The 12788-nt window shown below is 45.9% G+C and carries 12 protein-coding genes; 8 read left to right on the forward strand and 4 right to left on the reverse strand.

Annotation, left to right across the window (positions count from 1 at the left end; genetic code table 11):
* Positions 1 to 60: 60 nt before the first annotated feature.
* On the reverse strand, positions 61 to 2232 hold the full coding sequence (locus VQ048_RS08605) for a chitobiase/beta-hexosaminidase C-terminal domain-containing protein (protein WP_327611278.1): 2172 nt from the start codon (positions 2230 to 2232) through the stop codon (positions 61 to 63).
* 161 nt (positions 2233 to 2393) lie between these two features.
* On the opposite strand from VQ048_RS08605, the gene VQ048_RS08610 reads away from it, so the two are divergent.
* The 3 genes from VQ048_RS08610 (at position 2394) to deoC (ending at position 4614) form a co-directional block, all read left to right on the forward strand.
* A complete protein-coding gene (locus VQ048_RS08610; RefSeq protein ID WP_327611279.1) occupies positions 2394 to 3308 on the forward strand; it encodes an endonuclease/exonuclease/phosphatase family protein in 915 nt (304 codons plus the stop codon).
* A gap of 9 nt (positions 3309 to 3317) precedes the next feature.
* The gene (locus VQ048_RS08615; protein ID WP_327611280.1) at positions 3318 to 3788 is read left to right on the forward strand and encodes an Lrp/AsnC ligand binding domain-containing protein; all 471 of its coding nucleotides are present in this window, start codon (positions 3318 to 3320) and stop codon (positions 3786 to 3788) included.
* Between the two features lie 82 nt (positions 3789 to 3870).
* Entirely contained in the window at positions 3871 to 4614 is a 744-nt protein-coding gene (gene deoC / locus VQ048_RS08620) for a deoxyribose-phosphate aldolase (protein WP_327611281.1), read from the forward strand.
* A gap of 48 nt (positions 4615 to 4662) precedes the next feature.
* On the opposite strand, the gene VQ048_RS08625 is transcribed toward deoC, so the two are convergent.
* Positions 4663 to 5013 (reverse strand): T9SS type A sorting domain-containing protein, encoded by a 351-nt coding sequence (locus VQ048_RS08625; protein WP_327611282.1) that lies wholly within the window; start codon positions 5011 to 5013, stop codon positions 4663 to 4665.
* Between the two features lie 132 nt (positions 5014 to 5145).
* Between VQ048_RS08625 and hemB the strand changes: the two genes are divergently transcribed.
* The 4 genes from hemB (at position 5146) to VQ048_RS08645 (ending at position 10394) form a co-directional block, all read left to right on the forward strand.
* Positions 5146 to 6138: a porphobilinogen synthase gene (gene hemB / locus VQ048_RS08630; RefSeq protein ID WP_327611283.1), complete on the forward strand. Its 993-nt coding sequence runs from the start codon at positions 5146 to 5148 to the stop codon at positions 6136 to 6138.
* 68 nt (positions 6139 to 6206) lie between these two features.
* Positions 6207 to 8810: an alanine--tRNA ligase gene (alaS, locus tag VQ048_RS08635; RefSeq protein WP_327611284.1), complete on the forward strand. Its 2604-nt coding sequence runs from the start codon at positions 6207 to 6209 to the stop codon at positions 8808 to 8810.
* Positions 8811 to 8899: 89 nt separating this feature from the next.
* Positions 8900 to 9649, forward strand: a complete 750-nt coding sequence (locus VQ048_RS08640; RefSeq protein ID WP_327611285.1) for an NYN domain-containing protein — start codon at positions 8900 to 8902, stop codon at positions 9647 to 9649.
* An 88-nt stretch (positions 9650 to 9737) separates the two neighbouring features.
* Positions 9738 to 10394: a uracil-DNA glycosylase gene (locus VQ048_RS08645; RefSeq protein ID WP_327611286.1), complete on the forward strand. Its 657-nt coding sequence runs from the start codon at positions 9738 to 9740 to the stop codon at positions 10392 to 10394.
* On the opposite strand, the gene VQ048_RS08650 is transcribed toward VQ048_RS08645, so the two are convergent.
* Positions 10348 to 10884 (reverse strand): hypothetical protein, encoded by a 537-nt coding sequence (locus VQ048_RS08650; protein WP_327611287.1) that lies wholly within the window; start codon positions 10882 to 10884, stop codon positions 10348 to 10350. The two genes, VQ048_RS08645 and VQ048_RS08650, sit on opposite strands and share 47 nt — an antisense overlap.
* Before the next feature lie 33 nt (positions 10885 to 10917).
* Positions 10918 to 11418, reverse strand: coding sequence for a DUF456 domain-containing protein (locus VQ048_RS08655; protein ID WP_327611288.1), 501 nt, complete (start codon positions 11416 to 11418; stop codon positions 10918 to 10920).
* A gap of 77 nt (positions 11419 to 11495) precedes the next feature.
* Here VQ048_RS08655 and VQ048_RS08660 point away from each other — a divergent pair, with 77 nt between their 5' ends.
* Positions 11496 to 12752, forward strand: a complete 1257-nt coding sequence (locus VQ048_RS08660) for a mechanosensitive ion channel family protein (RefSeq protein WP_327611289.1) — start codon at positions 11496 to 11498, stop codon at positions 12750 to 12752.
* Positions 12753 to 12788 lie beyond the last annotated feature (36 nt).

Below are 12788 nucleotides of genomic sequence, written 5' to 3' on the forward strand. Positions count from 1 at the left end.
TTTTTTAGAAGAAGAATAAAAAAATCCATCCGTAATCGGATGGATTTTTTGTTTTGGGATTTATTTTAGAATCACCTTGGTCGAAACGCTTCCTGATTCGGATTGCAGGGTCAGGATATAAAGTCCTGCCGGCAAACCTTGGGTTTTGATGGTTTCTTGTCCGGAATCGGCCTTTAGACGGAATATTCCTACCCGTTGGCCTGCGGTATTGAAAACGGAGAGGCTTCCCTTTTGGGCGTTGGTGTATTTCAAAGTGATTTCCCCGTTGGTTGCGGGATTCTGAACGACTCGCAGGGTGAGTGCATTGGTTCCGGATGCGGCAACATCTTGGGTGGAAAGCGAGACGAAAGAACTGCTGGAAGCATCCCAGGTGTACCAGCTGTCTTGGGTCACGTTGGTGAGATCTTTGGTTTGGGTTTCGCCCACGATGCCTGAGCTGCTTCCGTTTCTGAAGAGGAAATTGATGGAAGAGGCTCCTGGGAAGGAATAGATGAACCATCCGGGATTTTGCGTGTCGGGGGTCATTGCTACGGGGTTACTCCATTGGGCATCGGCGATTGTTCCGCTTGGCTGGGCGCCCCAGTAGTGGATATAGGGTTGTGACCATCCGCTTCCGGTGGGGTTAAATCTTATGTTTATGGCATTGGTGAAGTTGAAGTTTTTTACCAATGTCCCGGAGCTTAAGCCTTCGTTGTCGAAAGCGGCGGCTTTCAAAGTGGCATTGGAACGAATGGCTATCGGAGCCGAATAAACGGGAGAGCTTTCAGTAGGTTCCGTGCCGTCCAAAGTGTAGCGTATGGTTGGGGTTAGGCCGCTGTCGTCGGTGGCGTTCAATGTCACGGAAGCGGATTCCGAGACGGAATAGTTGTTTTTTACCGGGATGATGCTTAAGCTTGGCGGGGTGTTAACCGGTGTTTTTGTCCATACTGTATAGTTGGTTCCGCTGGTGGCGATCGTCCATCCTGATCCGGCAGGAGTCCAACTGTAAGGGCCTATTTTTACAGCTATCACGGGATCGGTATCGGTTGAATTTTTTTTGATGTAGGCGCCGTAAAGGCCGGCACGGGCTTGGTCTATGACGACTTGGCTGAAAGCGTTAACGCCTGTTTTCTTTCTGATGGCGGTTAGTTTATTGATGGCTTCGGCATAACCTTCGCCGTAATTTACGCTAACTCCGTCTTTGGAATAGGTGCCACCGTAATAGTGAGGGGCGAATACGCAAGGGATTCCCGGATGGGTAAGGATGTAGGCGTAGGCCATCATGATGTTGTTTCTTCTGAAACCGGAATTGTGCACAAAGGTGTCGTGATTGTCCACAAAGGTTACTGCTTTATCGGCGTAACCGTATTCCCCGGCGAGTCCGGCCATGTTGCCCGAAGCGTTGAGCGTGCTGTAATTATTGGTCGGATTTTCCTGAATGATGGCAGAAAGAGTGTAGTAGAGTGAAAAGTCGAAAGTTCCCGAAACGTTGGCGCCTCCATTGTAGGTTTGGTCAATCCAGTTTTTGAGTTCGGTACGGTTTCCGCTCCAGTATTCTCCCACGGAGTAGTAAGGTTGGCTGTCGCCGATGTACTCGCCGAAATAGGAAGGCGAAAATCCTTTGGCAACATCCCATCGCCAGCCTTTAAATCCTAGGTTTTTCAATCGGGAAAGGAATTCTTTGTAATCTTTTCTTACGTTAGGGTTGGTGTGGTCAATGTCTCTGGAACCGTCGAAGGATTCTCCGGTGTCAGGGGCTCCGCTTGGACGGCAGCTGACGTCGGGATTGCCGGCATCGTAGGCTTGGGTTGCTTCATCATTGATGACGATGGCATCACAGCCCCAGGTCGGGTTGGTGAAATCGGTCCAACCGGTGGTTCCGCTTCGGTGGTTGGCTACGACATCGGCAATGGGATTTAGGCCCAAGGCGTTCATGTGTTCGAGCATTTTTTTCAATTGGGCTTCGGTTCCCCAGCTGGTGGATTTGAAGTTGAAAAGTTCGGTCGGGAAGTACCCTACGCCTCCGGTGGACGCACTTGGTGGAGGAAGCCAAATCATATCGAAACCATTGGCTTTCAGTAGTCCTGTACGAGTGTTGTAGTATTCGTAAAGGCCTTCTTCCGTCACTACTCTGGGTTGTGTATATTCGTCCCATCCGAAAGACTGGAACATGATATCGTCCAAATATTCTTGGGCGGAAGCCGTGGCTGAAAACAGAGCTACGGCAATCACGGGGAGGAAATATTTTTTCATAAGATTGTAATTTTATTAAAAAAGCCAGTAAATATACAACATATTCTCTTGGTTTTTAAACGGAAAAGTGTGTTTTTTGTCAGTGTATTTTTTCCGTTTTTTCAGGCTTTTGTCGGGAAGCTTTCGGGAGGGGTGTTTTTTTTGAATGTAAAGGGACGCAAATGAGATTGAAATCAGGGTATAGTCGGGGCGTGGTCATGTTTTATAATGTGGAAAATTTATATTTTCCTTCGGCGTTTGGAAAGTGGACGCCGAAGCGTTACCATGCGAAGCTCGAAAAGATTGCGGAAGTGATTGGTCGCATTGGGCACGATCTTAAAGAGTGGCCTTTATTGGTTGGCTTGTGCGAGGTTCAGGGAGAGGTGCCTTTACGGGACTTGGTGGCGATGCCTTCGCTGGAGGGGCGTTACGGCTTTGTGCATTATCGGGGAAACGATGAGCGGGGTATGGATGTGGCTCTGCTTTACGATAAAACGAAGGTGGATGTGGTTTTTTCGGAGAGTATTGGGGTTTTGTTTGGAGAGGCATTTCCAAATGGGGAAGTTTCGGGGACTCGGGATTTGTTGTACGGAAAGATAAGGTATGAAGAGAAACTTTGGCATGTTTTTGTGATTCACTTGCCTTCAAAGAGGGATGAGGAAATCAATCGGATTAAGCGAGAGCGGGTTATGGCTGTTTTAGCTCAGCGTGTGGCGGCTTTGGTGAAAGACGGTGAGCCGGTGCTTGTGATGGGGGATTTTAATGAAAATCCGACTTCGCCTTTATTGAAAAAAATAACTGAGTTTCAAAACGACCTAGGCTTATCCAATCCTTTTGAGGCTTTGTACGGGCAGTATTTTTTTTCGACTTTTCATGGGAAGAAAGGGCTTTTGTACGATCAGATTTTGTTTTCTCGAGCTTGGTCTTCTTGTTTTGGAAAGATTAGATCTGGAGTCTTTAAATGCGTAGAAATGACGGACGGAGGCAGGGAATATCGAGGGCGTCCGTTCCGTACTTATGCAGGGACGAGGTATTTGGGAGGCTACAGCGATCATTTTCCCGTGTGGGTTGATTTTGGTTTTTTGAAAACGAAATAGAATAACGATATGAAAAATAGTACGATAACGGATTATCAATTGGACAGTATCGATAAAAAAATTATTTATATGCTGATGGATAATGCCAAGACGTCATTGGCTTATATTTCCAAGCATGTGGGGATTTCGACGACGGCGGTGCATCAGCGTATCAAAAAGTTGGAGCAGGCTGGAGTGATCGAAAATTCGATTTCTTTTCTTAATCCCCGCAAAATAGGGTATAAAGTGGTTTCGTATATTGGGGTGTTTTTGGATCAGCCGAGTCATTATCAGGAAGCTATTAAGGCTCTTGATGCGGTGAATGAGGTTGTGGAGGCGCATTATACGACGGGGAATTATACTATTTTTCTGAAGGTGCTGTGCAGGGATAACGATCACTTGATGAAAATTCTCAATAAAATACAGAAATTAAAAGGGGTGACAAGAACGGAAACTTTCATATCTTTGGAGCAGAGTATTAACAGGCAATTGCGGGTTTGATTTTTAAGTTTAAATCTTTTATTACCAGTGTTTTGTTTGTTAATGGCTTTGTTTTTGAAAGTAAATTTTTAAGAAATATGTTATGGAAGTAAACCGTTATTTGGATTCGACTTATTTGAAAACGCCCGAGCAAGCTGGTTTGACTCAGGAACAAACCCGTGAGGTGGTTTATGCTCTTGCAGACGAGGCATTGGCTCATGGTATTTTTGCGGTGATGATTCGTCCTGATTTTGTGGGAGAGATTAAGTCGTATTTGTCGGATAAGCAGCCTGAGGTTAAGGTAGGCACCGTAATCGGGTTTCATGGAGGGACGGCTTCGCTGGAGGATAAATTGGCTGAGGCTCAGAAGGCGATAGCCGACGGGGCGGACGAATTGGATTTTGTGATTAATTATCCGGCTTATTTGGAGGGGAACGAGGCTTTGGTTAAGTCGGAAGTGGAGGCTTGCACGGGGCTTTGTTTGGAAAAAGGCAAAATTGCCAAGTGGATCATTGAGATTGCGGCCTTGTCGGACGCTCAGATAGCGGATTTGACGGCTAAGATTGCCCTGTGGGTTTCATCGTCTTTTTCGGGGCAGGAGGAGAAGGTTTTTGTAAAGTCTTCGACGGGATTCTATAAAACCGAAGGCGGAAAGCCTAACGGTGCTACGTTTGAAGGGATTGCGATTATGTTGGAGCATGCAGGAAAACTTCCGGTTAAGGCGGCTGGAGGCGTTCGTACGCCTGAGGATGCTCGTCGCATGATTGAGATGGGGGTTCTTAGGATTGGGACTTCTTCGGCGTTGGCTCTTTTGGGAGGAACTGCGGCGGTGGACTCGTCTTATTAATTTTATTAGAATATTTGAAAAAACAATAAATCCCGATAATTTCGGGATTTATTGTTTTATGATTTGGGTTATTTTTTGCGAATTATCACTCATCAGTGAGCGCATGAGGTATTTTCCGGGTTTTAGTCGGTCCAAGCGTAATTCTGCGGAATTTTGGTTGAGATTGTAGGTGGCCACTTCAACGCCTAAGATGGAGTAGAACGTGACGGTTTTTATTTTCAAAGCGTTGTCTTTTGAACGTACGGCGAGGTAATCTTTTGCCGGATTGGGGTAAACCACCAAGAGCCCGTCGTCGGCCTTTTGGGCGGGCGTGTTGGGGTCTTTTAGGGTCTGGGCGTAGCTTGGGGATAACGCTGCGATAAGACCGGACAGAACAATAAAAAATAAAAATTTCCTCATTCGCGTTGAATTATCAGATTGACTGAATGTTACAAATTTATAATAAATACAAGTAATGCACAATACATTATTCATTAAATTTGCCTCCAAAAATAATACCATACTGGTTTAACGATAAAATAAAGATATCTGATGATTTTATATTCAAGAAACAGAAGACTCCGTATGAAAGCGGGGGTTCGGGCTTTGGTTCAGGAGACGACTCTCACCGTGAACGATTTGGTTATGCCGATGTTTGTGATGGAGGGCAAGGGGGAGCAGCAGCCTATTGCTTCAATGCCGGGGATTTTCCGCAGGAGTGTGGATTTGGCGGTGGAAGAGTGTAAGGCGCTTTATTCTTTGGGCGTAAAGGCGGTTAATCTTTATATGAAGGTTCCGGATGATTTAAAAGATAATACGGGTAAAGAGGCTTGGAATAAGGACGGGCTGATGCAGCGTACGATTCGCGAGATCAAGGCGGCGGTGCCGGAAATGGTTCTTATGCCGGACGTGGCTTTGGATCCCTATTCGATTTATGGGCACGACGGAATCATTACCAAAGGTGAGGTTGATAACGATGCGACCAATGAGGCTTTGGCGATGATGGCGGTGTCTTTGGCTGATGCTGGTGCGGACATTGTGGCTCCCAGCGACATGATGGATGGTCGAGTATTGGCTATTCGGGAGGCTTTGGAGGAGAGTGGTCATGTTAATGTGGGGATTCTTAGTTATGCGGCGAAGTATGCGAGTTCGTTTTATGGTCCTTTTCGGAGTGCGTTGGATAGTGCCCCGAAGGATGCAATGGATGTTCCTAAGGATAAGAAGACGTATCAGATGGATTTTCACAATTCCAGGGAGGCTTTGGATGAGGTTTATAAGGATGTGGCCGAAGGCGCGGATATTATCATGATTAAGCCGGGATTGCCTTATTTGGATATCGTGGCTAAGATTCGGCGCGAAATTGAGCAGCCTATAGCGGTTTATAACGTGAGTGGGGAGTATGCGATGCTCAAGGCGGCGGTTCAGAACGGTTGGTTGGATAACGATAAGGCTATTTTGGAAAGTTTAACCTGTATAAAACGGGCGGGTGCGGACCTTATTTTTACTTATGCAGCCAAGGAAGCGGCGGTCTTGCTTAACGAATAGTGGGGGCGGCTTTAATCGGTAGGATAAAATTATTAAATTTGCGTTTTTACAAAACAATATTCAATTAAATGACTTCACAACAGATACGCCAGCAGTTTTTGGATTTTTTTAAGAGCAAAGAGCATCTTATTGTTCCTTCCGCTCCTATTGTACTGAAGGACGATCCTACGCTGATGTTTTCCAATTCGGGGATGACTCAGTTTAAGGATTATTTTCTCGGGTATAAGGAGCCGAAATCCCGTCGGATTGCCGATACTCAGAAATGTCTTCGGGTTTCGGGCAAGCATAACGATTTGGACGATGTGGGGCGGGATACGTATCACCATACGATGTTCGAGATGTTGGGGAATTGGTCTTTTGGCGACTATTTCAAGAAAGAAGCGATTGCTTGGGCGTGGGAATTGTTGACGGAGGTTTATAAGATTCCTAAGGAGAATCTTTATGTGACGATATTCGAGGGGGATGCTTCCGAGAATTTGCAGAGGGATAATGAAGCTTATGAGTTTTGGAGAGCGCATATTGCCGAGGATCGTATTCTCAACGGGAACAAAAAGGATAATTTTTGGGAGATGGGGGAGAGTGGTCCTTGTGGTCCTTGCTCGGAAATTCATGTGGATTTGCGTAGCGAGGAAGAAAAGGCAAAGGTTCCCGGTATTGAGTTGGTTAATAACGATCATCCTCAGGTGGTGGAGATATGGAATCTCGTTTTCATGGAGTTCAACCGTAAGGCGGACGGTTCTTTGGAGAAGCTGCCTTCAAAACATGTGGATACGGGGATGGGGTTTGAACGTCTTTGCATGGCTCTTCAGGGGAAGAAATCAAATTACGACACTGATGTGTTTACGCCTTTGATTGCCAAGGTGGAGGCTTTGTCGGGAAAACGGTATGAGGGCAGGTTGGATGACGAAAAAGACATTGCGATCCGCGTGGTGGTGGATCATATCCGTGCGGTTTCGTTTGCTATTGCGGACGGCCAATTGCCGTCGAATGGTGGAGCGGGGTATGTCATCCGTCGTATTTTGAGACGTGGGATATCGTACGCTTACCGGTTTTTGGATCGGAAAGAGCCTTTTCTTTTTGAATTGGTTTCGGTGCTGAGGACGCAGATGGGGGAATTCTTTCCGGAAATCGTCAAGCAGGAGAAGTTGGTAACCGAGGTGATTCGGGAGGAAGAAATTTCTTTTCTCAGAACGATAGAACAGGGGCTTCAGATTCTTAACGGGATGATGGATGGGGCTTCGGATAAGCGTCTTTCAGGAGATAAGGCTTTTGAACTTTATGATACGTATGGTTTTCCGATTGATCTTACGGCGCTCATTGCTGCGGAGAGAGGCTTTTCTTTGGACGAAGAGGGGTTTGAGGCAAACCTTCGGAAACAGAAGGAGCGTTCGCGTTCGGCTGCGCAAGTGAAAGCGGGGGACTGGGTGAACGTTCGGGAAGATTCCGAACCGGGCTTTGTGGGGTATGACGTGTTGGAGTCTCCGGTTCATGTATTGAAATACAGAAAGGTTGAAAGCCAAAAAGACGGAACGTTTTATCAATTAGTGCTTGACTCTACGCCTTTTTATGCGGAAGGAGGAGGTCAGGTTGGCGATAAGGGCGAACTGTTTTCTTCGGATGGGACAAGCGTGGCGGTTATTGATACGAAAAAGGAAAATAATCAGATTATTCATGTGACTTCGTCGTTGCCGGGAGACCTTAAGGGAACGTTGAGGGCGGAGGTTTACAAAAACGAACGATTCTGCACGCAGGCGAACCATTCGGCAACCCATTTGTTGCACGAGGCTTTGCGTGAAGTTTTGGGGACTCATGTTGAGCAGAAGGGGTCTTATGTGGGGGCGGATTATTTGCGTTTCGATTTTTCTCATTTTTCTAAAATGACCGAGGAGGAAATTGCTCGGGTGGAGGAGAAAGTAAATCTTAAAATTAAGGCTAATCTTCCTTTGGAAGAGTATCGGAGCCTCCCGATAAAAGAAGCAATGGCTAAAGGGGCGATGGCTCTTTTCGGTGAAAAATATGGCGATACGGTACGGATGATTCAGTTTGGTTCTTCCAAGGAACTCTGCGGGGGGACGCACGTGAAGCATACGGGAGAGATTGGCTATTTCAAAATTGTTTCGGAGAGTTCCACGGCGGCGGGCATCCGTAGGATTGAGGCGATTACGAGAGATAAGGCGGAAGCGTATTTTAAATCGCTCGAAAGGCAAATGGCCGAGCTGTCTGTTCTTTTGAAGGCGAAGGATCCGATTAAAGCCGTGGAAAAAATGCTGGAGGAGAATCAGACTCTGAGATCGGAAGTGGAGGCTTTGAAGAAGGAAAAAGCCATGGGAGAAATTCAAGAATGGAAGAATGATTTTGTCGAAAGCGGAGATAAACGTCTTTTGGTGAAGCGGACTTCTTTGGATGCCGGATCGGTAAAGGATATGGTTTTCCAACTCAAGAAAGAGATTCCGTCTTCCGTAACGGTGATTGTTTCCGATGCCAACGGGAAACCGATGATTACGGTTGGGGTTTCCGAGGATTTGGAGGGGAAATACCATGCGGGAAATCTTGTGAAGGATTTGGCGAAGGAAATCCAAGGCGGTGGCGGCGGAAATCCGGGATTTGCCACGGCGGGAGGTAAGAATTTGGACGGCATTGATTCGGCGGTTCAAAAAGCCCGCTTACTCTAAAAATATAAATTTAAGGCCTCTCTGAAAAGCAGAGGTCTTTTTTTCAAGTGTGCCTTTAAGGCGGTTTGGTTAATTAAAAAGAAAGACAAATGATAAACGATGCTAAATCTAATATTGCCCTCTTGATTGACGGGGATAATGCCCAATCTTCTTTGGTTAAAGAGATTATTGAGGAGGTTTCCAAGTACGGTAAGGCGACTATCCGTCGGATTTATGGAGACTGGACACTGCCTACGATGCGGTCTTGGAAGGAGGTTTTGAACGAGAATTCGTTGAATCCGATACAGAAATTTTCGTACACTTCGGGGAAAAACTCTACCGATAGTGCCTTGATTATCGATGCAATGGATATTCTTCATCAAAAGACGGTGGATGGGTTTTGCATTGTTTCCAGCGACAGCGACTTTACGGGGCTGGCCAAAAGGATACGGGAAGAAGGGATGTTTGTGATGGGGATTGGGAAGAAAATGACGCCAATTTCTTTTGTGAATTCGTGTGAGATTTTTACGTTCACCGAGAATTTGTCCGTTGAGGATGAAGAGCCGGTGAAGGATAAGGAGCCGCAATCTCGTCCGAAAGAGGCGAGGGTGGCTAAGATTGATAAAAAGGTGTTGGCTAAGATTGAGAAGGCTTTCGATATTTCGGCCAATGAGGAGGATCATGCGCATGTTTCTTCGATGGGGAATGCGCTTAGGAAGATTGAACCCAGTTTTGATACGCGAACGTACGGGTTTAGAACGTTATCGGCGTTGATCGCTAGTTTGTCCCGTTATGAAATTGTCAATAACAAAGTCAACGGTTTGAACCATCCTTTGGTGAAACGAAAGGAAAACGGCTGAGTCAAAGAGTCATTTTAACGGGAAGAGCCGTTTGGAGTCAGGGTTTTTACTGGGGAAATGCAAATCAAGGAATTTAGATGCATCGGTTATGGAACAGACACAACGGACATGGGCGGAGGTTTTAGCGCCGATTAAACAGTCCGATTATTTTAAGACGCTTTGGGGGAGGGTTAAGCAGGAATACGCTTCGGGGAAATGTTTTCCTCCGAAAGATCAGATTTTTAGAGCTTTGGAACTTACTCCGTTTGAGGAGGTTAAGGTGGTGATTATTGGTCAGGATCCTTACCACGGGGATTTTCAGGCTAACGGGTTGTGTTTTTCGGTTTCCGACCGAGTGCCGGCGCCGCCCTCTCTTAAAAATATTTTTAAGGAATTGGAGGAGGATTTGGGAGTAAAACCCATAACCAACGAGCTGGATGCGTGGGCAAGGCAGGGGGTGCTTTTACTCAATGCGACGCTTACGGTGAGGGCGCATTCGCCTAATTCGCATAAGCATTTGGGTTGGGAGCGTTTTACGGATTTTGTGATTCGTTCGTTATCCGAACAGAAAACGAATTTGGTTTTTGTGCTTTGGGGGGCTTATGCGCAGAAAAAGGCCGTTTTGATCGATCCGACCAAACATCAGGTGCTTCAGTCGGCGCATCCTTCGCCTTTTTCGGTTCATCGCGGTTTTTTCGGAAGCCGTCCTTTTTCCAAAATTAATGCCTATTTGGAGTCGGTGGGGAAGACGGGGATTCGCTGGTAATTTTTTCTACTTTTAGATCGATGATGTATCGGCCTTTTAATTTTTCGTAGCCTACATCGGTGGAGTTTGCCGGGTAGAGTTGATGAAGGGTGAGGCGATGGCCTGCAAAGGATGCGGAACGGGCGACTTGCTCTTTTTCCGAATCGGAGGTGGCTAGCTTCAGGATTCTTGGCCGGGAAGTGGGGGTCATTACCTCGATTTCGACGATGGCTTGGCCGGCTTGGATGCATCTGGCATTCATTGGGCAGCGGTTGTCGCTTAGGGTTTTGAGGAAAGTGAGATTCATTCGAGTCTTTTCGTCGTAATGGGTTTGGCCTTCTTTTAGGCGGATGAGGCCGGCTTCGGCCGGGCTTTGGGGGTAGGTCTGGTTCACGGCGGTACTGGCGGTGTAGGTGGTAAGCTGTTTTTGAGAAAGAACGTCCTTTTTTTTCTGGGATTGGCAGGACCAAGCGGCAAGAAAGATTAGGGGGAAGATTAGTTTTGAACCCATGATGCTAAACGGTATTTTAAGAATTTTAAAAGATTAAAAAAAAGATTTCCAAGCGTCGGATAATACGATCAAAAGCATTGCCAAACCGATCAAAAAACTGAAACTTGTACTGTACAAGAAGCCGATGAAGGAGCCTTTTACCGAATTGAGCGCTTTTCGGTGGTCGCTGGGAGCGTGGAGGAGTTCGCCAAGGAATACGCCTAAAAACATTCCGATAAGGAAGCCGAATGGGATGGGAATGAATATTAATCCGGCTAAGGTTCCTATAACCGAGCCCCAACTTCCCCATTTTGTTCCGCCGTATTTTTTATTGGTTCGGGCGGGGATGAGGTAACCGAGAGCCATGGAAATCAGGGTTAAAATAACGAATAGGCCTATCAATAGTGGCGAAATCGAACCTCCGCCGGCAAATTGGTAGAGCAGGAGACCGCTCAGGCTCAAAATAAGGCCGGGGAGTGCGGGCAGAAAAGTGCCTGCGAGGCCTATGACTAAAAGGATCAGGCTGATTAGGGAAATCATCGGAGAAAAATCCATTGGCAATTATTAAAAATTGGTTAAAAGTAAACAATTCTGCAATAGGTCCAAGTGGATTTTCTTATTTTTGTCGGGTTATGGAGGAAGAATTGCAGCAGACTCAGGATTTTCTCAAGAGCATCAGCGATCAGATTCATTCGTTTATTTTGCAGAATGTTTCGGATGGCTGGTTGGTTCAGGTATTGGTGAAGTTCTTTTTGTTGGCTTCCCTTCTTTTGGCTTTGGACACGGTTCTGAAACTTTTGATAGGTTTGGTGTTTCGTTTCTTTTCCAATGAACAGAAATATCCTTTTCCCAAAGCCGTCCATACTTCGAAGATTACGCATTCTGTAGCGCATTTTATGGCGTTGGCTTTTGGAGCGTTTGCCATCCGTCCGTTTTTTCAATACCGTCATCCGGAAACGTTTAGCTTCTTTGAACGGCTTATTGATTTGGGGTTTGTGATTGTGCTTGGGGGCTTAACGCTTCGTTTTCTGACGGCGGTTAAAAACTACTACCAGTATAAGCAGGATTTTTACCGTATAGTGGCGCTCAATGCGGTTTCTCAATCGCTAAGGACGTTTGGGGTGTTTATTTTTTCGGTGATTGTGCTTTGCGTGATTTTTGGCATTAGCGGAACGACGATTTTGGGAAGCCTCGGAGCGATTACGGCGGTTTTGGTTTTGGTGTTTAGGGATACGATTTTGGGATTTATGACGGGGATTCATGTGGCTACCTCCCGCAGTTTGAAGGTGGGCGACTGGATTGGGATTTCCAAATACAACCTGGAAGGGACGATTATTGAGATTAATTTGATTACCACGAAGATACAGAATTTTGATAAAACGATTTCGACCATTCCGACTTACGATTTACTTTCCACCGAAATTAAAAACCTTCAGGTGATGTCGGAGTCCAATACGCGTCGGATTAAGCGCTCCATTTATTTTAATATTAAGTCGTTTAAGTTTTTGGACGCCGAACTGTTCGATAAGTTGGAAAAAATCAACCTCATCCACGATTATCTGAACGAAAAGAAACAAGTGATTCAAAAAGAGCGGGAGCAGATAGTCAATTCCGATCTTACGATTAACGGGACGCAGCTCACCAATATAGGGGTGTTTAGGATTTATGCTCTGAATTATCTGAAAAACAACAGCCGCGTGGATCAAGACGGCGCATTGATGGTGCGTCAGTTGGAGAATACACCTCAGGGGATGCCTTTGGAGGTTTATTGTTTTACCAACGATTCCAGTTGGGCGAATTACGAACAAATCCAATCGGATATATTCGATCATCTTTTGGTGGCTTCCAAGGAATTTGATTTGGAAATCATGCAAGTTAATAAAGTGTAAAATAACCTTATAATTTAGACGAAGAGAAGGGGATTC

The organism is Bergeyella anatis, from assembly GCF_036016955.1.
Lineage (GTDB): Bacteria > Bacteroidota > Bacteroidia > Flavobacteriales > Weeksellaceae > JAYWXI01.